The 19641-nt window shown below is 69.6% G+C and carries 17 protein-coding genes and 3 pseudogenes; 7 read left to right on the top strand and 13 right to left on the bottom strand.

Going from position 1 to position 19641, the window contains the following annotated elements; translation table 11 throughout:
* Positions 1 to 323 precede the first annotated feature (323 nt).
* The 7 genes and pseudogenes from OG965_RS39580 to OG965_RS39550 form a co-directional block, all read right to left on the bottom strand.
* Positions 324 to 1400: a GNAT family N-acetyltransferase gene (locus OG965_RS39580; RefSeq protein WP_371647884.1), complete on the bottom strand. Its 1077-nt coding sequence runs from the start codon at positions 1398 to 1400 to the stop codon at positions 324 to 326.
* Positions 1401 to 1596: 196 nt separating this feature from the next.
* Complete coding sequence (locus tag OG965_RS39575) at positions 1597 to 2238, bottom strand: DUF6875 domain-containing protein (RefSeq protein ID WP_371647886.1); 642 nt, start codon at positions 2236 to 2238, stop codon at positions 1597 to 1599.
* 33 nt (positions 2239 to 2271) lie between these two features.
* Entirely contained in the window at positions 2272 to 3468 is a 1197-nt protein-coding gene (locus OG965_RS39570; protein WP_371647888.1) for a pyridoxal-dependent decarboxylase, read from the bottom strand.
* 47 nt (positions 3469 to 3515) lie between these two features.
* Positions 3516 to 4760 carry a glutathione synthetase gene (locus OG965_RS39565; protein ID WP_371647890.1) on the bottom strand — a complete coding sequence of 415 codons (1245 nt, stop codon included), beginning with the start codon at positions 4758 to 4760 and terminating at the stop codon, positions 3516 to 3518.
* Positions 4761 to 4781: 21 nt separating this feature from the next.
* Entirely contained in the window at positions 4782 to 6035 is a 1254-nt protein-coding gene (locus tag OG965_RS39560; RefSeq protein ID WP_371647892.1) for an ATP-grasp domain-containing protein, read from the bottom strand.
* Positions 6036 to 6396: 361 nt separating this feature from the next.
* Complete coding sequence (locus OG965_RS39555; RefSeq protein ID WP_371647894.1) at positions 6397 to 6672, bottom strand: SH3 domain-containing protein; 276 nt, start codon at positions 6670 to 6672, stop codon at positions 6397 to 6399.
* A 987-nt stretch (positions 6673 to 7659) separates the two neighbouring features.
* Positions 7660 to 8263, bottom strand: a pseudogene (locus OG965_RS39550) (IS701 family transposase); the annotation flags it as partial.
* A 168-nt stretch (positions 8264 to 8431) separates the two neighbouring features.
* On the opposite strand from OG965_RS39550, the gene OG965_RS39545 reads away from it, so the two are divergent.
* Both OG965_RS39545 and OG965_RS39540 read left to right on the top strand, forming a co-directional pair.
* On the top strand, positions 8432 to 8836 hold the full coding sequence (locus OG965_RS39545) for a type II toxin-antitoxin system PemK/MazF family toxin (RefSeq protein WP_371647896.1): 405 nt from the start codon (positions 8432 to 8434) through the stop codon (positions 8834 to 8836).
* 295 nt (positions 8837 to 9131) lie between these two features.
* Positions 9132 to 9890 (top strand): hypothetical protein, encoded by a 759-nt coding sequence (locus OG965_RS39540; RefSeq protein WP_371656804.1) that lies wholly within the window; start codon positions 9132 to 9134, stop codon positions 9888 to 9890.
* A 104-nt stretch (positions 9891 to 9994) separates the two neighbouring features.
* Here OG965_RS39540 and OG965_RS39535 read toward each other — a convergent pair.
* A pseudogene (locus tag OG965_RS39535) lies at positions 9995 to 10204 on the bottom strand (transposase); the annotation flags it as partial.
* A 103-nt stretch (positions 10205 to 10307) separates the two neighbouring features.
* The gene (locus OG965_RS39530; RefSeq protein ID WP_371647898.1) at positions 10308 to 12209 is read right to left on the bottom strand and encodes a helix-turn-helix domain-containing protein; all 1902 of its coding nucleotides are present in this window, start codon (positions 12207 to 12209) and stop codon (positions 10308 to 10310) included.
* Positions 12210 to 12866: 657 nt separating this feature from the next.
* On the opposite strand from OG965_RS39530, the gene OG965_RS39525 reads away from it, so the two are divergent.
* From OG965_RS39525 to OG965_RS39515, 3 genes are all read left to right on the top strand, one after another.
* A complete protein-coding gene (locus OG965_RS39525) occupies positions 12867 to 13712 on the top strand; it encodes a helix-turn-helix domain-containing protein (RefSeq protein WP_371647900.1) in 846 nt (281 codons plus the stop codon).
* Positions 13709 to 14506 carry an SAM-dependent methyltransferase gene (locus OG965_RS39520; RefSeq protein ID WP_371647902.1) on the top strand — a complete coding sequence of 266 codons (798 nt, stop codon included), beginning with the start codon at positions 13709 to 13711 and terminating at the stop codon, positions 14504 to 14506. Before OG965_RS39525 ends, OG965_RS39520 begins: the two co-directional genes overlap by 4 nt.
* A 122-nt stretch (positions 14507 to 14628) precedes the next feature.
* The gene (locus tag OG965_RS39515; RefSeq protein ID WP_371647904.1) at positions 14629 to 15942 is read left to right on the top strand and encodes a helix-turn-helix domain-containing protein; all 1314 of its coding nucleotides are present in this window, start codon (positions 14629 to 14631) and stop codon (positions 15940 to 15942) included.
* A gap of 78 nt (positions 15943 to 16020) precedes the next feature.
* Here the strand turns inward: OG965_RS39515 and OG965_RS39510 are convergent, their stop codons facing one another.
* Together OG965_RS39510 and OG965_RS39505 are read right to left on the bottom strand one after the other, a co-directional pair.
* Positions 16021 to 16287 (bottom strand): hypothetical protein, encoded by a 267-nt coding sequence (locus OG965_RS39510; protein ID WP_371647906.1) that lies wholly within the window; start codon positions 16285 to 16287, stop codon positions 16021 to 16023.
* Positions 16288 to 16296: 9 nt separating this feature from the next.
* The gene (locus OG965_RS39505) at positions 16297 to 16488 is read right to left on the bottom strand and encodes a hypothetical protein (RefSeq protein ID WP_371647908.1); all 192 of its coding nucleotides are present in this window, start codon (positions 16486 to 16488) and stop codon (positions 16297 to 16299) included.
* A gap of 219 nt (positions 16489 to 16707) precedes the next feature.
* On the opposite strand from OG965_RS39505, the gene OG965_RS39500 reads away from it, so the two are divergent.
* Positions 16708 to 17655, top strand: a complete 948-nt coding sequence (locus OG965_RS39500) for an FG-GAP repeat domain-containing protein (protein ID WP_371647910.1) — start codon at positions 16708 to 16710, stop codon at positions 17653 to 17655.
* Between the two features lie 303 nt (positions 17656 to 17958).
* Here the strand turns inward: OG965_RS39500 and OG965_RS39495 are convergent, their stop codons facing one another.
* Both OG965_RS39495 and OG965_RS39490 read right to left on the bottom strand, forming a co-directional pair.
* A complete protein-coding gene (locus OG965_RS39495) occupies positions 17959 to 18195 on the bottom strand; it encodes a LexA family protein (protein WP_371647912.1) in 237 nt (78 codons plus the stop codon).
* A gap of 719 nt (positions 18196 to 18914) precedes the next feature.
* Positions 18915 to 19376: a hypothetical protein gene (locus OG965_RS39490; RefSeq protein ID WP_371647914.1), complete on the bottom strand. Its 462-nt coding sequence runs from the start codon at positions 19374 to 19376 to the stop codon at positions 18915 to 18917.
* Positions 19377 to 19479: 103 nt separating this feature from the next.
* On the opposite strand from OG965_RS39490, the pseudogene OG965_RS39485 reads away from it, so the two are divergent.
* A pseudogene (locus OG965_RS39485) lies at positions 19480 to 19566 on the top strand (integrase/recombinase); the annotation flags it as partial.
* Between the last annotated feature and the right edge of the window lie 75 nt (positions 19567 to 19641).

Below are 19641 nucleotides of genomic sequence, written 5' to 3'. Positions count from 1 at the left end.
GCTTGTAGGGCACAACCACCCGGCCCCCGGAACGGGGGCATGGACGGTGGAAGAGCAGAACGCCCGCGCGGTGACCGTCGACAAGATCGTGGTGGGGCTGGCCCAGCGGCCTGGGACGGAGCCGCCATGTGCGGGCCGCCCTCAAACGCCTCTACCTCACCACACTCGCCCTGGTCCCCACCGGACGCGGACGTCAGCGGTGGAACAACAAGTGGAAGACCGCGTTGAACGAGTTCGACCGGCTCTTCGACGGCCGCCTTACGGCCGGACGGGTAACAACCCACAAGAGAACTACTAGGCCAAACCAGCGAGAAACACCTAAATCATGATAGACCCGGGGAGTCGACCGTAGCCAGTGGTTGGCTGGCGATCGCCAGTGTTCGTGTCCATGTTGCGGCGTACTGGGCCTTGTAGTGGATCTGGCCGGGTTCTGGTCGCGTTCTGCCGAGATCCAGCGTCTGGTATCCAGAGCGTTCCAGGTCGGCGGTGAGATGCCGCAGGAGGGCGTGTCCAGGCGCCAGGGCGCAGGCGGTGGGGTTCATGGCGGCGAGGGCGGAGTGGACACGGTGTCCGCGGTGCAGGCACAGCTGGGTCGCGACTACGTCCTCATCGAGAGTCAGTGTGGCGATGAAGGCTGCGGTGCTGCAGCGTTCGAGGACGGTGCGCCACGGCTGAAGGCCCTGATGGAGTAGGCCTTCCGGCTGGTTTGGCCGCCTCAGCCGGTGCAAGTATTCAAGGGTGGGAAGGGTCTCCAGCAGTTCGGCGGTGCTCTGGGTGCGGCGGTAGCGGACGCGGTGGCCGTGCTCGGCCAAGTTGTCCCAGACGCGCTGGCGGCGCCGGTGGCCGCGCTGCGTTGTCCGGGAGAGGCCTCCATAGCCGACCGGCAGGGCGATCATGGCGTAGGGCGTCTGGTCCAGGGAGCCGTTCCATTGCACGGCCAGCTGGTGAGCGAGAGCACTGTCGGCCGGAACGTCCGAAAGCTCAACCTGCGTTCCGTCGCGGGCCAGTCCGACCAGGCATCGCACCAGTGCGTTCGCGACGGCCAGGTGTTCACTTCCGGGGCCGACGGCGCGAATGCATTCGGCGGCGGGTGCGGACAGTGGCCGCATCCGGTCATGGCCGTCGTCCGTCACCTCGTATGTCATGGCCATCGCCGCGACAGGTCCACCGCTGTCATGGGCGATCACCATGACTGGGGCGGCCGTGAGGGGCAAGTGCCGTGCCCAGCCTCCCAGCCAGGCCCTGGACTGGTACGGCGTGCTGTGCGGGTCGCGGGTGTAGAGGGTGGGCCAGCAGCGGTCGAGGAAAGCGAGGGCGCGCCGGTCACTCAGCACAGTAGTGCGGATGCCCTGGTGATCGGCTCTGCTCGAGGTGTCGGTGTCGGGGACGGCAGTGGTCATGGCGTTGGACTCCATGGAGGCGGCTGGGGGGAGGATGCGCCCCCGCAGCGCGGCCTTCGGCGTGCGGTCGGGGGCAGTGAGCGCAGCGGTGGCGTTGGAGTCGCTGGTGTAGGCCAGAGGCGCTGCCAGCGCACGAATCCAAGGGATGAGGTCCGCGGTGACGCCGCCGTGTCACACAGGCGGTGTCAGCCCGTGGTCACAGGGTTTGCGGGTGGGCTGCTGCGCAGCTGGATGGTGTGTCCCATCGCTCGCTGTCCGGGAAGTGGCGCTGGTAGGCCCCCAGCTGCTGGTCGTCGTCGGCGAAGAGGTGGTCATCGCGGGCCATGCGGCGGATGACGATAAGCGGGGCCGGCGACCGGTTCACGGCGAAGAAAGCGTTGTGCACGGCCGTGGCCGGGCAGCGCGGGTGGAAGCGGCTGATCATCAGGCCTCGCCGCATCACGTCTGCCTTGACCTCGGCGTGGACGCGGTCGAGTTCGCCCCAGTGATCGGGGGCAAGGCCCTGGAGCAGCACGACGAGGCAGTGCAGTTGGCGTGCGTGGGGAGGCCAGGGGTGGTGTTCGAAATCGTCGACCGCGGTGCGCAGGACTGCGTGGAGCCAAGTCCGGGCCTGGGCGAGGCTGGTGTGCTGGCGGTCGCGGGGTACCAGGTCTCCGGTCGGGGTGTCGGTGGCGGCCCGTACGCGGATGACGCCGTGGCGGCGGGCTGCGGTGACGTAGGGGCAGACGGCGCCACTGCGTCCGAGGAGGGGATGGGCGCGCATGATGTAACTGTCGAGCCAGGTGTCGATCATGGTGCGCTGGGCGGTGGCTGGGCGAGTGAGAAGGATGCGTTGCATAGGGATGTTCCTGTCGCGTGGTTCGGCCTCGTGTCAGGGGGTGCGCAGGTCGCGGCGGAGGGCATCGATCGAAGTCCGTGTGACGTGGCCGGCGGTGACCAGGCGGGCCAGCTGGCCTTCGCAGACGAGGTGCCACTTGCGGGCGACCCGTTCGGCGGGCCGGTCGAAGCAGACGGTGAGGGAGTCGGTGGTGCGGGTGGGGTGAACGCCGGCCAGGGTGAGCTGCTCGACGGCGTACTGGACGGTTGCCAGGCAGCCAAGAACGTGGGCGCGTAGGCCGGAGTGCCCGATGCGCCGCAGCACACACCAGAGGAGCAGGGCGGCCAGGCCGCTGCGGGAGTGGCCGTGCTTCTGGCTGGTGGCCTGGCCGTAGGTGCTGGCCAGCAGGGGCGCCGCGACGTGGTGTCGGCGGGTCAGGACGACGCCGCACGGGATGAGGGCGTCGAGGATTTCGTGGCCGCTGATGGAGAGGGAGTCGACGCCGTGGGCAAAGTTCCAGCGGGGTGCGGAAGGCGCGTGGGCGGCGATCAGCCCGCCGCAGGCGGCGTCGGCATGGACATGGACACCCCCCGCCGTTGCAGCCGATTGACGGAGTTCGGTGACGTCGTCGTACGCGCCGCGCATGACCGTTCCGATCGTTGCGACCACGATGGCTCCTGGGCCGCGCCCGGCGTGGGGACGGATGCGGCGCTGGAGGAGCGCCGCGCTCTTCAGGGCCTGTGGGTCCATTGCCCCGTCACGCGTGGTGGGTATGGTCACGAGCTTCATGCCGAGGAGGTCCGCGGCTGTGGCGACGCTGTCGTGGGCCTGGTCGGAGGCGTAGACGGCGGCGTCGGGCAGCCGACGGCGGGCGGTGGCGAGGCCGAACAGGAGTCCCTCGCTGTCACTGGGCGTGACGTAGCCGAAGGTGTCCTTGGGGCGCGCTTGGGCGGTCTGGGCGATGAAGCGGACCACGGCCTGCTCGTAGGCCCTGGTGTCGATGGTGCAGGCATCGTTGTTGATCGGATCAACCACGCTGTTGAACAGCGCGCCCGTGGCGGAGCCGAGGTCGGGGGAAGCGAAGGCACGGTTGCCGGCGAAGCCAGGGATGCGCGGTGTCTTGGCACGCAGTGCAGCGATCAGAGCGAGGACTTGGACAGCGTCGTCGAGCGGGTCCGAGGGGAGTTCACCGACGTACAGTGCGGTTTCAGCCGGGCATACCGGCGTCCAAGTCGTCCTGCGCTCCGGCATTCCCGGTGCGGCCGGTTTGTTGGCACATATGGGATCGGGTGGCGATGTCATGCGGTTCGCCCGTACAGGCCGAAGTCCTCGGCGGCCCGGATCGCCTGGTAGTCACGGTTGATGGCCCGCATGTCCTCGGCGGCGAGCAGGAACCAGCCCGCCACCTGACCGGCGCTCACGGCGGTGCCTGCGATCAGCGGGGTGTGGGCGGCCACGGTCGGAAGGCTGGTGAGGGTGTGCAGCAGCTCCGGGTTCACCACGCCGTCCTGGCGGGGCAGCAGCGCGACCTTAGTCGTGTGTGCCTGGCGGACCGGGCGGGCCTCTTCGCGCCGGCCGGTGAGAATCAGGTGCACGGTGTCGGCGACCGGGTCGTGGCCGGTCGCCGCGCGGAGCGCCTCGGGCGCGAATTCCGTGCCAGCATCGGTGCGCAGGGCGGTGAGGGTGGGGCCTCGGTCGGGTGTGTAGACGACGGTGACCTGGGCGGGGCCGTAGCGCACGCCCAAGATGGTGAGGGCGCGCTGGGTGTAGCGGGTGAGCGCGCGGGCCAGGATGCCTCGGCGGCTGACCAGGTCGGCTCGGTCAATCTGCCGTTCGCGCGTGTGGCTCTCGCACCAGATGGCGGTGACGGTGTGGGCGTCGTTGCCGTCGTGGGAAGGTCCGCTCATGGTGTGGATACGGAACTGGGTGCCGGGGTGGTGCTCGCGCAGGACGAGCGGCTGGCTGTCGCGGTGTTGCTGGCGATGCCAGGCGGCACGGATGTCGGCGGGTGTGCGGCAGAGCGCCCCGGGGTGTGTCCGGGCGGGGTCAGGGTGTTCCACGACGAGCTGGGGCAGGCGGGTGAACCGGGTCCAGCGCAGGGCCTCGCCGAGGCTGGCCGTGCGGATGAGGCGTGGGGCGCTGAGCCCGGCATCGCGCAGGGTCGCGCTGGTCCAGGCGGTGTCGCGGCGCAGGTCGGCGGTGGCGGGGGCGTTGCCGGGCAGCCCGAGGCGGGCGGCGAGACGGTCGGCCAGCTCGCATCCTGCCGGTGAGCCTGCCACGACGGCTGTGGTGCCCGCGTGGGCGAGGTCACGTGCCGTCCGGCGCAGGCTGCCGGTGTGGGTGATCTGGTTGATGAGGCGCGACGGAGCGGCGCCGGCCTGGAGCGTCCCGGGCAGGGTGACGGGGATGCAGGACCAGCCGTGCCGGGCCAGGGCGGGTGCGTAGGGGGTGCCGGTGTCGGCGGGGGCGATCACGGCGGCGACTCCCGCGGCGGTGGGGGCGTCCGGTCCTGTGGCGCTGGTGCGGGTGGGGCTGAGAATCATGGCGAGACTCCTGGTGGGTGGTCAGGCCGTGCCGGGCTGGATGTGGATACCGGTGCGCTCTTCGACGAGCTGGAGTCGCTTGCGGCAGGAGGAGGGGTCGCCACCGGTGACGACAGCCAGGGCGGTGCGGTCTCGGATGCTGGCGTGGGGCGGCGCGCAGACGTGTTCGCCAGGCAGCGCGGTCCACACGAGCCGTTCCAGCCACGCAGCCTGAATCCCGCAGTGCACCGCGGTGACCTGACCGGTGACGCAGGGGTAAAAGAACCGTACGGCGGCGCATCGGCTCTGGCGGGGCACCAGATCGAGGTCGGCGCCCGTGGCAAGATCGGCTGCGATCTGCGGCAGGTTAAGGCCCGTGGCCAGGTACACAAGGTGGGGAATGAGATCGCTGGCGAGAGTGGCGCCGATCTCCGTGATGCGCGGCCCCTGGTGGGTCAGCCGCATCTGGACGTGGACCACGCCGCGTGAGAGGCCCACCACGGCCACGGCCGACGCGGCGAGCTGGCCGATCCGGGGATCGCGGAGGACGGGGTCGGTGGCGTCCACGAGATGTCCGGTTTCCAGGACTGAGGGCTGATCCTCCGTGAAGGTGCGGCTGACGGCTGCCACGTGCACGGTGTCGCGGTCGAAGACCACGCACTCCACGCCGATCTCGGGGCCGTCCATGTACGCCTCGATCAGCGCCCCGCCTCTACCGGCGCACTGCCCTCCCGGCTGGTAGGAATCCCGGACGGTTACGAAGGCCTCGCGTATCTCGCGAGGGCTCTGGGCACGGTGACCCCCCGCATAGCCGCTGAGAATGCGGGGTTTGAGGACGACCGGTCCGTCGAGCGCGCTCGCGTGCTCGACGGCGGCGTCGGCGTCACCGGCAAGGGCGGGGGTGGTAGAAGGGATGTCGACGCCTGTGAGCAAGGACTGGGCAAGGTGCTGGTCGCGGCAGGCGGTCGCCGAGGTGGGAGTGTTCCCGGGCCCGGGGAAGAGGTGGGCCAGCCAGGCTGCGAGTTCAACGTGCTGGTCCTGGTAGGTAAGGACCCCAGCGACCCCGCGGCCCGTGGCGATTGCCTCTACGGCCCGGATGGCGTCCTCGTCAGAGGCCAGGTCTACCTCGACCGTCACAGCGCTGACGTCACACGCCCACTGCCCCGGTTTCTTATCGAGCAAGGCAATCGGATAGCGGGCAGCAATGTGCTGGAGCGCGTATCCGCAGTAGACGCGGTCACCGGCGCCCAAGACGACGAGGAGCGGCGGGCCGGGGCGGGTGTCATCGGAGAACACAGAGGCGTCCTGACGTGAGGCGGACAGGGCCGGGCGACGCCGGGTCCCTGAGTCGTGGTGGAGGGGGCACAGAAGAGTGATGTTGTCCGGGCGCGCGCGAGCACTTCGGTAGGCGGGCAGCGCCGTTGGTGTCATCCCGAGGCCGACCGGTCCCAACTGGCTGCCGGGGCCGGCGGGGTGGGGTGCCGCTCGGGGGCGAGCGGCACCCCGGCAGCCCCGTCCGTGCGACCGCGCGAGGGGAGATCAGCGTGGTCGCTGTTCGGGGGCGAACTGGACGGAGCTGCGGCATGAAGACCACCAAGGCGCCTGTGGCTCAGCGCGCCGGGAACCCAGGAAGGTCAGGTCCCGCAGGGCTCGTGGTCTATCGGGGGCAGTTCTCGGGGATACAGGTGTGCCCGCCTTCCCCGGGCGAGTGCAGCAGGTCGCCGCGCACCCACCCGACGACGCCCGTGCGGTTCACCCGGATCTTCGCCCATTGCGTGTCGCCCGGGTAGGAGTAGTCCAGGGCGGCACACGACCAGCCCTTGTAAGCGACACCCACCGCGACAGCGCGGGTAGTTGCCTTCGCGCGGACATTGGCCGCGGACGCGGTGATGTAGCAGCGATTGTCGACGGCGTGAGCGGACGTGGCGGTCACGGCAGCAGCTCCCGTGACGGCCACCGTCAGGGTGAACGCGGCAGCAGTGCGGCTTAACGGCTTCACAGCAAAACACTCCATGATGGGTGAGAGGAGAGGTAGGGCCGACGGCGCGGCGAGCGGGCGCAGACAGTGCCCAGTCCACAGGGCACGGCGCGGGCCCGCCGCAGCAGCGGGTCGACTCCACAGGCGGTCAACGCCTCAGTGGACATCCGGTAGTGCTGGTAGTGACGTGGCTGAACGGCGGTGTGCTCGGATCCTTGGATCCCGGCGACAAACCGACGGATGCGGGGATTGCCGTGGCTCGAGGTACTCAGCCACCGCTTCGCCCGCATCCTGGCCATCGGCGGTCGGCTGACTTGTAAAGGAACTTAGGCGGCAGACACCGCGTGCCGCCATTGACTGAGTGCACCATCTGCGAGCCGCCACCTGCCAGTTCTGCACTACGGGCCCCTGTGGGCTTACTGAGGTGCACTGCCGTCGCTCGGGAGGTTCCAGAACTGCCCACTGAACAAACTCAGTGACGTGGCGCCAGGCCTGCCCATCCGCCGCGCCAACGTGGTTACTTCTGGGCACGTCAGCGCTAGGCAGGAAGGGGAATGCGGAGCCTGACGAGTCCCTTCCTCCGTGCCCTGCGGGCAGGCGTGGGCCACTCGGGCACCTGGCCGGTCGGGGCCTTCGGCGCGGAGCGAAAGGCAAGCTATGCCGCGTCGGCGATCACTCAGCCGCCGCCTGGTATCTCCAGGCCATCGGTCACATCTACCAGGGGGATCCCCAGTTGGCCCAGATGAGGGGCATCCCGGCTGCACGGTCTATGGCAGGCCGGCGCGGGCGGCTGGCCAGTGGCTCAGGCTGACCTTTCCGCGACACACTTCGGCGCTGGCCCGCCGGTGAATGGGAAGGCGGGGCGTATGCGCGGGGGGGGCGGCTTTCCTGGTACGTGATCATCCCCACGAGATCCGTCGCCGATAGCGGCAGCCGGCAATCTAGGACGTAGCCGTTGCCGCGTTCCTCCAGCGCGGCGCGCAGCCTCGGGTTGCCGCCGTAGACCTCGTCGCCGGCGGCCCATGCGGCCCGGTGGCCGGCGTCCAGGAATCGCGTGACCATGCGGGCGGCCAGCTCTGGCTTTGTCGCGAACTCCGTCTTGTCACCGAGTCCGGCGGCTCAGCAGCGGTCGGGGTCGGAGTTCCAGGAACGCGGAACATAGAGTTCCCGGTCGATCGCCGCGTGTCCTCGCGGGGTCGAGTAGGCGAGGTAAACGGCTACCTGGCTGTTCTCGACGCGTCCGGCGGTGCCGGTGTACTGGCGCTGGACGCCGACCGTGTCGGTGCCCTTCTTCACGTCGCCGGTCTCGTCGACCGCCAGTACCGCCTGGTCGTCGTGCAGGTGGGCCACCACGTCGTCGCGGACCTGGTCGGCATCCCACTTGGCCCGGCCGAGCAGGTGCTGCATGCCGTCCGGGGTCTTGTCCCCGGCCCATTCGGCGATGGTCCAGCAGTTCTTGCGGGCAGGTCCGACAGCAGTCCAAGCACCAACTTCCGGACTCAGAACCGGGGTTCGACCGTGTGAACCGTCCCGCTATCCGGCTCATCAGGCCCTCGAACGCCTCCTGCCAGTGGGCAGGGTTTACGCTGTGACCTGCGGCCACCGCGTGATCGTTTGTCTTCACACACCGATGATCAACGGGTGGCCACACCCGTCTCCACAGCGCGTCAGGCTCGCGCAGCGTCTGTCTGCCGTTCCTGTGTCAGGAGGACTTGTGCAACGTGGCGAAGTCTGGTGGGTCCAGTTCGACGAGCGGCGGCCGGTCGTGCTGCTGTCGGGAGACGACGCGTCCGGGATCCAGGTGATGCAGGTCGTCGCTCCGGCGGGCGTCGACATTAGCGGTCTGGGTATCGAAGTGATGGTGGGCGCCGGTGAAGGGCTGCCGTTCGAAGGCGTGCTGCGGCTCGCGTTGCCGCGTCCGGGCTTCACCCCTTGCACGTGGCTGACCACCGTGTCCCGGGACGACCTGATCGAGCGAGCGGCCGTCCTGTCCTCCGCGAAGCTCAGCGAGATTGAGAACGCCCTCCGACTCGCTGAACAAGCGCAGGAGCAGACCCCGGCGACGACCGCGAAGCTCAGCGAGATAAGGAACGCCCTCCGTCTCGGTGAACTCGGGTAGAGGGAGAAGGAGCCGACGGCGTGGGCGGTCTCGGCCAGACGGTCGACGCTGTCCGACTGTCGCCTCGGCGCCCCTCACCATCGAGATCACGATCTACGGCTGGAGTAATTACGTGAACCTACCCCCGGGGAATAACGGGGCTCTGTCGCTGATCTTGTGACCCGGCTCTGGGCAATCGCGAGCACTGCGGGAGTCGAGACGCCGTCATGCTGATGACAGTCGGGATCCTGACCCGGTAAATTAGCGATCTTCGGCTGGCGCAAGCTCCCGGAGTCCCCAAAGGCAAACGCCCATGATGAACCTCGATCAGCCCCGCGCACGAATTCGCCTCGACGCCGCGCTGGACGGACTGGCCGTCACCTTCCGCGGGATGACCGCTCACCCCGACGAGTCCAACTGCGAGTGCCACTGGGGCAGCGCGGAAGACCTCGCGCAGCTCAAGGTGGCGGACTCGGAGCTGGACCCCGATCTCCTCCAGCGCACATGGCAGGCCATCGACTGGAGCGATCACGCCTCCGTGCTGCGCCGGATCCTGCCCCAGTTCGCCTCGGCCCTCGTCAGCGGCCTCATCGAGCCCCTCTTCGGCATGGAGGAGGTCGGGCGTTCATTCGCTCTCGGCCACTGGCAGCAGTGGCCTGCCGAGCAGGCCACTGCAGTGGAGGAATTCCTGCAGGCCTGGTGGGCCTGCACCCTCACCGATCCGGATCCCTCCATACCTGCGCATGACCTCCTCGCCCTCAGTGCCGAGGCCACGGGCACGCTGAGCCCGTGGCTCAACACCTGGCAAGCGCTGAGTGACCCTGTAGCCGACCGACACCTGGCCGAAGCGGCAGCGCACTGGGAGTACGAACTGCTCGGCGACCAACTTCCCTGGCGGGCTTGGGAGAACGAGGAAGAGATGCGCGCCGAGCTGACTGCCTGGCTTGTCCGCCACACGCCTGCCCGGCTTCGTGCCTGTGGCGCATCCGAGGATCTACTTCACCGGATACGCCTGCTCGGCGTCACCGGACCCGACCGCTGGGAGGACCCGCACTGGCCCGGCCACCGCTACTGATCCACCGAACCGCACGGTGCTACCTGCCCACCTACCCAGGCACGTGGGCCCAAACAGGCCGCGTCACAAGATCTGCGACAGAGCCGAATAACGCGATCGTCCACACACGTCATCCTCGAGCCGAAGCCGAGCTTGTGCAGCAGGTGTTCCCAGGCGATCCCGGCATGCAGCTCGAACAGGGTCCCCTGGAACACCAGCCGGTCCGGATGCCGCTTTCGCCCGGCATGACGGGCTCGCCGCTCAACCTTGGGCAGCAGCGGTTCGACCACCGCCCACATCTCGTCGTCGACATCCCACGGCTCCGGCCGAGCCACCCCCCACCCCCACCCCCAGGATCAACAGCCCCGGAGTGATCCAACCGCCTCGAAGATCATTTAGTGAGGGATTGCAAGAGCAACAGTGGCCGGTGTTGGGTTGTTACGCGGCGCAGGAGACGCGTGTGCCAGGCGCAACGACGGGGGTTCCGTTGACCAGGTGGAGGGCGTAGAGCAGATCGCGCATGCCGCAGGGCGACGTCAGGTCACGGCTGATGAGGTGCTCCAGAGCCCGCAGCCGGGAGCGGACAGTGGCCTGGGAGATTCCCAGTGTCCGTGCGGTGAGCTCGGTGTGAGCATCGTGGGTCAGCCAGGCCTCGGCCGTGAGGAGCAAGGGGCGCCGGTCCTGCTGCGCGGGGCGCAGCAACGACGCGGCCCACGCCGCGACTTCGGGGGCGGCCAGGAGCGACAGCAGGCTGGGCGGTGTTGCGCAGACGTGGTCCGGTACGGACTGCTGGCGCCGGGTGACGACCTCCAGGGCCAGGGCGAGGGCGATGCGCGTCGTCAGCGTGGCAAGATCCATGTGCAGCAGCTCACTCGCCTTCCCTAGGTGGCGTGTGACGGTGTTGCGGTGCAGACCGAGTCTTCGGGCTGCCTCGGAGTGAGAGTAGGCAAGGGCAAGGGGAAGCGTGTCCCGGAGCTGCTCCCAATCAGCTTCCGCGCGCATCAACGGGCGCAGCAGGCAGCACGCCCAGGCGTAGGCCTCGGGCTGCGGCAGGAGGTCGATCAGTTTGGTCTCCTGCGCGGACAAGGCGACAGAGTCCGGCAGGTGGCGGGCCAGAGCCAGGGCGCCGATGGCTTCCTGGAGTGCGTCGGCGAGCAGTCCCATTGAGTAGACGCCACTGCCCCCAAGGCAGACTGAAGGGCCTAACTCTCGCACAAGCTCAATGAGTTGCTCAGACAGTGCGTCACCCGTATCGGCGTCGGGCCGGACGGGATGGACGATCAGAGTCCGGCAGGCCGTGCGGGGGTCGGGTACCACGAGCGCCTTGCTGGCCGTCAACCCCTCGCAGCGCCGTCTGACCCTGTCGTTGTCGGCCGGGTCAGACTCGAGGACGAAGACCCGGGCGGTCTCGGGGTCGAGCAGTCCCGGGGTGAGCCCGTCAATGATGCGGCGGGCCGTGGCGACCTCGGACTGGAACAGGAGTTCCGCCACGGCTGCGCGCGCGGCCCGGGTGGCGTCGGCGACCCGCCCGTATTCCCGTTGGGCCTGGTCGACCAGGCCGAGGAGCTTGGCGGCATGGCGCAGCATCTGCATCTCGTGGCTGGCGAAGGGGGTGTCTCGGGCGACGGCGAGAACGGGTTCGCGGCCGCGCACCACGCCGAGCGGGACCAGCTGGCTGTGGCGGGCTGGGGATGTCGGCGCGGTGCCGGTGAACGTCTGACGGATGACCAGCGGAGCGAGGTATTCGGCGGCGCTGGCTGGCGATGCCGCATGGACGCGTTCCGGATCGCTGACCATCACCTGTGCGCGCAGGCTCGTGGCGAGCCAGTCGACAATGCGCTGCATGGCCTGGCGGTCGGCCAGCTGTGCGGGGAGTTGCCTGACGAGCGCCGTCATCTGGGAGGCCGTACGCTCGGCGGCAGCCACTCTGCCCTGCTGGATGGTCTCGTGTACCCGGCGCCACGGGTAAGCCGGGGCGGTGGAGACCATCAGTACGATGGCCAGCTCGTCCGCGAGGTCACGGACCGCGCGCGGGAGTACCAGACGCGAGTCGCGGCTGATGGTGAAGACGAGCGCGACGGCGTCGTGTGCGGACATGTGCCGCAGCAGCCGGTCCACCGCCGCCAGGTCGCGACTGTAAAAGCGCCCGGGAGCTCCGGTCAGGACAACGATGCTCCCGGCGGGAACAGGCTGCAGCGGGCGCCCCTCGAGGAGCCGGGCGAGCGGCAGGACAACCAGGCCCGTGACCGGCACGTCGTGGTAGGGCTTACTGCCGCCAGGGATCAGGAATGCGAGCCGTGCTTCCGGGTGATTGGTGGAGAGGGAGCCGAGAGTCGGCATGCGGCACTCCTCGGTAGGGGCCCGTCTCGGCGGGTCGGTCGGGCAGGCAGAAACGGGTGAGAGTCCCTCCACGTGCCGATGGTCCCCGTGCGCTGTACGTGCCGAAGTGCGCGTGAACGGGCGGCTGGATGAGAGAGCGCCGGCGAAGGGCGGAACGCGCCTCGAGTGGACCGTGCGCGTGGACGCAGCATGCGCCGGTTCCCGGGCGCCGGGTCTCACAGGCGTGATCCACTGAGGCGCGGCCGGCTGTGGCGCCCAGGATCCGGGCGGGGCCAGGGTGTCACCCCCCTGGTGAACAATGCCTGCGTTGAACGCGCCAGCGGCGGACCACCCGGGCACACATGTGGGTGCAGCTCTAGCCCGACTCGGCTGTTTCCCTGCCCGATAGCCCCTAACAATCCGTTCCATCACGTCCCCCCGTGGTCTGGCTGGCCGGGTCGATCGCAGCGGACGAGCACAGCGGGCCAGCGCTCGGCACCGGGGTGCACCCGGGCTCTACCTGGTCCGACCGAAGGCCCACCGCTGGTCCACAACGGGCCCCCAACTACTCAGTAGCTGCGGCAGGTTAGACATCCTGTGGGGTTGCGCGCAGAGTATGCAAGGTACAAGGTGGGCACTACCCGCAGGTTGTGCAAAGTGTCGCCGAAAGGGGAGTTCGTGGCACGGGAAAGGTCTGGCCGGACCATCGCGCACCGCGTGCTGGCCAACCGGCTCCAGACCCTTCGGGAGGCCGCCGGGTTCTCGCGGGCACAGGCGGCCGACGCCCTGGGTGCCCACCAAGCGACCATCCGGCGTATCGAGTTGGCCGCGACCTCACTCGACGAGGGCCAGGTCCACACCCTCCTCAAGGCCTACGGAGCCGGGCCCGCCGAGATCGACGAGTTCCTCAGCGACATGGCCTGCGCCAACCTGCCGGGCTGGTGGCACCCGTGGCGTTCGGCGATGGAACCCTGGCAGCAGGACCTCATGGGTATCGAGTCCGCCGCCGAAATGATCCGCGTCTGGGAGCCAGCCTTGGTTCCGGCTCTGCTGCGCACACCCGCCTACGCACGCGCCGTGGAAGACATCCGCCGGTCCGACCTGTCCGCCGCGGTCAGGCAGGCACGGACCGAACTGCTACTGGAGCGCCAGAGGCGCCTGCGCGAGGCGCACACCAGGATCTGGGCGCTCATGTCGGCGACGGCCCTGCACACACAGGTTGGCAGCCCGGCCGTGATGGCCGAACAGCATCGGGAACTGTCCGCCGCCGCGCAACGCGGCGACATCACCTTGCAGATCTATCCCCTCGACGGCCCCCTGCATGCCCTGGCCGGGCAGCCCACGCTGCTGCTCTACCGGGTCAACGTGCCCGAAGTCCCTGACCACGTCGTCCGCGACGGCGGACTGCCGGGAACCGCCGAGGTCTCGGACGAACTCACTACCGTCACGGCGTATCAGGTGCGGTGGGACCACGCCTGCGTGCTCGCCCCGCACCCCAACACATCGATGGAGGCACTGAGATGACAGAGCCCACCCCCAAGTCGACCACAATCGACACGTCCGTCGCGCACAGCGCGCGGGTGTGGAACTACTGGCTCGGCGGCAAGGACCACTACCCTGCCGACCAGGCGGCCGGAGACGCCTACAGCAGCAAGTACCCCAACATCGTCCCGTTCGCCGGGGAATCACGCGCCTTCCTGCGCCGCACGGTCACCTACCTCACGAAGGAAGCGGGGATACGCCAGTTCATCGACCTGGGGGCCGGGCTGCCGACCAGCAACAACACGCACGAGGTGGCACAGCGGATCGCGCCTGAGTGCCGAGTGGTCTACGTCGACCACGACCCGATCGTGCTGTTACACGTCCACGCGTTACGCACCAGCACCAAGGAGGGAGCCACCGCGTACGTCCAGACCGACATGCGCAACACCGAAGAGGTGCTGGCCGGGGCAGCCAAGACACTCGACATGACACAGCCCATCGCCCTGGTCATCAACGACGTCCTCGGCCACATCGTGGACTGGCAGTCGGCCCTGGGCCTGGTACGCCGCTTGGTGGACCAGCTGCCCGCTGGCAGCTACCTCGCACTGAGCCACTCCACGGCCGCCGACGACCTTCACCGCAAGGTCCAGGAGGAGTACAACACCAGCGGCGCGATCCCCTATATTCTCCGCGAACCCTCCGTCACGGTGCAGCTGTTCGACGGCACGGACCTGGTCGAGCCCGGTTTCACCAGCTGGCCCCGGTGGCGTCCGGACCCCACCACCGGCACCCTCACCGACCGCGCGGGGTGGGGCGGCGTGGCCCGGATCCGGTGACCACAGGTGGTGGGGCACTCCCGCCCTCCCCGCTGGGGAAGGCGACGCCGTACCAGCTGGTGCGGCGGCTTCAAAGGGCGGCCGCCCACTCAGATGCGCAGCTGATTGCGGAAGTTGCCGCCGTGGCCGAAGGCTGGGCGGTCCTGGTCAACCGCGGCGGCCGCGCGGTGCACAGCAGCCCGCCCGACGCCGCCGCGGAGGGAATCCGCGCGGCGGAGCGCCCGTTGGCCTACCGCCACCTCATCGTCCGCAAAATGACCGACTCCACCCTCGTCATCAAGCCCGGCTCCGCCACCCCGCGCAAACGCGTCGCGCTGATCCAGTCGACCGCAGTCGACCTGCTAAGGCTGCGCGCAACCACCCGCCAGGTGGAGGAGAGCCACCGCCTTGAGCAGCGCCAGCACCGGGCGGTACTGGCGCTGCTCCTGGCGGGCCAGGCCCGGCTCGCTGCCGAGGTACTGGGCTGCAACGCCCTCACCCACGCGACGGTCTACCGGCTTACCGGGGAAGCCGCCGAGACCGCCTACCGCGACCTGTGGCGCACCGTGCACCCTCCCGGTCCCCCCGCCTCGCCCCGCACCCTGGTGTGCCTGCAGGGCACAGAACTCACCGTCATCGCCCTGCACGACCGCCACGGCGACTCCCACCAGCGGTTCGCCCTCATGGCGCGGATCGCTGACCAGCACCGCCTGGCGGGCGGCACTGCGGAGCCGGTGCCGCTGGACATGCTCCCCACGGCCTGGGCAGAGGCCGCGACGGCGCGCAGCAGTGCGGCCGGGGGCTGCCTGGCGCCTGCCACCGGCTTGGGCGCCTACGAACTGCTCCATGTGATACCGCCCGACCGGCTGGCCGTCTGGTCCGCGCAAGTCCTCCACCCGCTGACCCGCGAGCAGCGCAAAACCCTAGAGGCCTACCTGCGCGCTGGCTCTGCGGCCGGCGCCGCATCGGCTCTCGCGGTCGCGGAAGGCACGGTGCGCCTGCGTCTACGCAATGCCAGCACCGCCCTCGCCGTGGAACTCGACGATCCCGGGACCCAAGCACTGCTCCTGCTAGCCGTCCGGGCACCCGCCTCGCACCCACCTCCCTCGGCTACCCGGCGGCTGCCAAGCCAGCCGTGTGTGCCACCCGAGCTTCTGCGGCCCGAACGCGCCCGCCGCTGGGCATCACAGCTACTGGAGCCCCTGGACCGTCCCTTGCGCATCGCGTTGCGCTGCTGGCTGGCCCACCGCGGCCGCACCGCCCCGGCGGCCGCCGAGCTGAACCTGAGCCGCAGCACCCTGACGCAGTGGCTAGCCCGGTGCAGCGAGGCTCTCGGGCTGGACCTGGCGTCGGCCGCCGTGCGGGCCGAACTCCACCTGGCCGCCGAAACACTCGCCACCGCCGATGACAACCCGGCCACCCTGCCCCGACGCGGCGGCCGCACCTATCGCACGTGAGGACCGCGACCCTCGTGAGAGAGCATTGCTGGGCGTCGACCTCAGCGGCCCACAGAACCCATTCCCCCCACCGGGACCTCATCGTTCGGCGCTAGCCATGGCGTGTCCCTCCGCACCTGTGGCGCCCTGCTCGCCGAGGCCAGCGCTCGCGTCGACCCGCATCCAGCGCTTGTCCTTGAACTGGCCGCTGTCCTGCGGGGCGATCTGGTAGTGGCGGGCCCCTTTCACGAACAGCATCCGGGTGGTCGGCGCCGAGCGCAGGTTCTTGATGCCCGCGCTGGTGGTGTTGATCTGCGTGTCGAACGCGGTCTGGGTTCCCCACGTGTACGTGCCGGTCGCCTCCATCGGCGCCGGCTAGCCCACCCCCGTGATCGTGGCCGTGATGACCGCCGACTGGGCCCGCTCCGTCGTGTCGCTGGTCCGCGCGAGCGCGGCCATCACCGCGCCATTGGCCTTGTCGGCCGTGTCCGCCACCGACTTCGCGGTCTCCTTGGCCTGCTGGGCCGAGCAGGCCGTCAACCCCGCCAGGACGATCGCGGCCGTCATGCCGACCGCCACCTACCGCTTGCTCATGGAACCCACCCCCTGGAAATGCATGCGCCGATGCGCATCCTGCTTGATCACTTCAGGCATCGTTCGCCGTCGTGAACCCGAGCCCCTGCCCCCACCATGCAGGCCGGTCAAGGCTCTGTGTATGGTGCGGAAGAACTATGGCACGGTCCGGACCAATCGCGCCCCTATGACCTTTTTCCTGGGGGAAAAACCATGCGTTTCATCCAGCGTGGCCGCGCCGTCAAGAGCGCGCTCGCCGCCACCGCCATCGCCGCAGCGATGGCCGCCACCGCCGGTAACGCGTTCGCGGCCGGGAACCCGGCCGATGACGCCACCAAGGGCGCCCAGGCCGCCGAGCAGCACCGTGCCCCGTCCGCGAAGGGCAAGCTGGCCGCTCCGCGTGCGGCGGTCGGCGGGGAGCGGACGGCCACCTTCCCGATGGCGGCTGTGGAGCGGGACGGGTGGTTGAACTGGTACTTCCCGGACGGCCGGGGTGGCTTCGAGGCGTCGTGGCCCACGGCCGCCGACTTCAGCGCCTTCAAGCACTACATCCAGGTCGACCAGGACAAGGACGGACAGAAGGACGGTGCCTGGAGTGTCCTGAAGGACGGCCAGCTTCTGTACACCACGGCCAAGCCCAACCAGACGGCGTCCACGAAGGCGATCGGCGGGGGCTGGCAGATCTACAACAAGGTGCTCTCCCCCGGCAACCTCGCCGGAGCCCGCGAGTCGGACCTGCTCGCCGTGGACAAGGCGGGCGTGCTGTGGCTCTACCTCGGCTACAACGACGGCCGGGTCACCGCCCGCACCAAGGTCGGCGGCGGCTGGGGCCAGTACACCGAGATCGCCGGCCAGGGCGACCTGAACGGCGACGGGTTCACGGACATCGTCGCCCGCGACAGGGCCGGCGTGCTGTGGCTCTACGCCGGCAACGGCGACCGCAAGGACCCGTTCAACAACCGCGTCAAGATCGGTGGCGGCTGGAACACCTACAACCGCCTCCTCTCGGTGGGTGACCTCGACGGCGACGGCCGCAGCGACCTTGTCGCGCGCGGCAACGACGGCACGCTGTGGCGCTACTCCGGCAACGGCGACTCCCGCGACCCCTTCGACAACCGCGTCAAGATCGGCTGGGGCTACAACTCCCTTAACCTCATCTGACCGAACGCCACAGACCGGACCGGGCCGGCGCCGGTGACGCGCCAGGACACCTCTCCAGGTGTCCTGGCGCCCTGCGTAGATCTGCTGGACTCTTTCCACGGAAGTTCGCGCGACCCGGGAGCGCAACGCTGGTGGTCTCCATGAGCCCTGGATGACGATCGCCGGTGGCGTACGGCCCGTCACCCTGTGCGCGGCCACACCCGCACGCCGGTGGGGGGGATGGTCCGACCCGCATGTGGCACGCCCTGCTGCGGGCTGTTCCTGGCTTGGACTGTTCTGCGCCGCAGCTTGCGGCCGGGTGAGCTACAGCGACCGGAGAACGGCGACGACCCGGCCGAGGATCATGCCGTCGTCGTCGAGGCTGATGGGGGAAAAGGCCGGGTTGCAGGGCATCAGCCACACTCCGTCGTCCGCGATCCGGAGTTTCTTGACCGTGGCCTCCCCGGTGCCCAGCAGCGCGGCCACGATGTCGCCGAGCTCGGCAGCACGTTGACGCCTGATGACGACGATGTCGCCGTCCCGGATACCTGCGTCGATCATGCACTGGCCAGTTTCAGTGCAAACAGGTCACCGTGGCCAACCAGTGCAACTGGCATCGGGAGCACATCCTGGACGTCTTGCTCGGCAAGCATCGGTTCTCCTGCCGCGATCCGGCCGACCAGCGGGACCTGGACCACGCCGGCCACGTGCTCGGCCTGGACGACCCGCGCGGCCAGGTGCGCGTCGGACGAGGTCGGAACAGGCGCTGCAATTTTTTGGGGACTCGGCGATGCCGGGTATCGCCCGCCCCCGGCCGGGGCGCGCCGTGGCCAACGGGGCGTCGCCACACGGGCGTTGATCGCGCAGGCGCCTCCCCTGGGGGCCGTCACCAACCCGACCAAGGCGTCCGCGCTGGCCAGAGCTCCGGAGAGGGGTACGGGAGCTGCCAGGCCCGTCGATGGCGTTACGGCTTCGCGGACCCGGCCGGCCTCCCGGCGCCGGGCACGGTGCGCCTTCTGGCGGCAGGCGGGGTGGTCGAAGACCGCGTCACGGCGGTGCCCGTGCCCCCAGCGCGAAGCGGGTCCCGCACACCGGGCAGCGGACCACACGCTCGTCCTCCTAGCCGAGGATGACCACGGCGAGCGCGCGGGGCGCGATCGAAGCCGTCTGGCGCCTCGTTCAGGCGCTGGCCGACACGACGGCGGATTAACCCTGCGAAAACGCCGAACGCCCCCGCTCCCCCAGCGGCGCCGTGGAGGGCCGGGCGCTGGCACGGCAGGTCAGGTCTGGCACTGGGAGGTGGCGGCGCTGGACCAGTTGCTCCAGGCGCCGCCCGCCGGCCGGACGTGGACGCGGACCGTGATCTTCGCGTTGACGACGAAGCAGACGCGGGTGGAGCTGGCGATTTCGATGGGGCCGACGGTCGAGCGGCGCTGGACGAGGGTGCGGCCGCTGCCCATCTTGGTCCAGTCGTCGCCGTCGCCGGCGACGTGGAGGAAGGCTTCGTACTCCACGTAGGAGGCGTGGGCGCGGGTGTTGGTGATGACGGTGTGGGCCTTGATGTCGCGGAAGAAGACCTTTCCTTCCTTGAACTTCTCGGCGCTGATGCAGCCGTTGGCGGCGATGCCCTGGGTGGAGACGGAGCCGCCGCAGGCGACGGCGGCGGCGTGGGCGTCGGCGGTGGGGATGAGGACGGCGAGGGCGGTGGCCGCGGTGAGGGCTGCGGTCTGTCGCAGGCGCATGGAGTGTCCTTGTCTGTCGGGGGTCTGAGGCTATCCAGGAGCGGGGTGGGAGCGCGTCGTCCCCGCGAATATTTCTCCCCGGGCCCACAGCAGCGCACCGTGCCGCCGCGGCGCCGGCCGCGAGGACTTCGTGATGGAGCCCGTCTACTGGGACGCTGGCACCGCCCGGCTGCTGCCCCGCCTGCTCCAGGTGCACCTCACGCCGCGCGATCAGCCGGTCGATCGCCATCTCGCCCTCGAAGGCCAGACCTCCACCCGCAGGGCT

This window comes from Streptomyces sp. NBC_00224 (genome assembly GCF_041435195.1).
Classification (GTDB): Bacteria; Actinomycetota; Actinomycetes; order Streptomycetales; family Streptomycetaceae; genus Streptomyces.
Note: the sequence above shows the minus strand (reverse complement) of the source record. Positions and strands in the feature narration are given on the sequence as shown.

Excerpts from the sequence above, each read along its gene's own strand:
- OG965_RS39580 (WP_371647884.1), bottom strand. The coding sequence starts at position 1,400 with ATGACCACTGCCGTCCCCGACACCGACACCTCGAGCAGAGCCGATCAC.
- OG965_RS39575 (WP_371647886.1), bottom strand. The coding sequence starts at position 2,238 with ATGCAACGCATCCTTCTCACTCGCCCAGCCACCGCCCAGCGCACCATG.
- OG965_RS39570 (WP_371647888.1), bottom strand. The coding sequence starts at position 3,468 with ATGCCGGAGCGCAGGACGACTTGGACGCCGGTATGCCCGGCTGAAACC.
- OG965_RS39565 (WP_371647890.1), bottom strand. The coding sequence starts at position 4,760 with ATGATTCTCAGCCCCACCCGCACCAGCGCCACAGGACCGGACGCCCCC.
- OG965_RS39540 (WP_371656804.1), top strand. The coding sequence starts at position 9,132 with ATGAACCTCGATCAGCCCCGCGCACGAATTCGCCTCGACGCCGCGCTG.
- OG965_RS39530 (WP_371647898.1), bottom strand. The coding sequence starts at position 12,209 with ATGCCGACTCTCGGCTCCCTCTCCACCAATCACCCGGAAGCACGGCTC.
- OG965_RS39520 (WP_371647902.1), top strand. The coding sequence starts at position 13,709 with ATGACAGAGCCCACCCCCAAGTCGACCACAATCGACACGTCCGTCGCG.
- OG965_RS39510 (WP_371647906.1), bottom strand. The coding sequence starts at position 16,287 with ATGGAGGCGACCGGCACGTACACGTGGGGAACCCAGACCGCGTTCGAC.
- OG965_RS39505 (WP_371647908.1), bottom strand. The coding sequence starts at position 16,488 with ATGACGGCCGCGATCGTCCTGGCGGGGTTGACGGCCTGCTCGGCCCAG.
- OG965_RS39500 (WP_371647910.1), top strand. The coding sequence starts at position 16,708 with ATGCGTTTCATCCAGCGTGGCCGCGCCGTCAAGAGCGCGCTCGCCGCC.
- OG965_RS39495 (WP_371647912.1), bottom strand. The coding sequence starts at position 18,195 with ATGATCGACGCAGGTATCCGGGACGGCGACATCGTCGTCATCAGGCGT.
- OG965_RS39490 (WP_371647914.1), bottom strand. The coding sequence starts at position 19,376 with ATGCGCCTGCGACAGACCGCAGCCCTCACCGCGGCCACCGCCCTCGCC.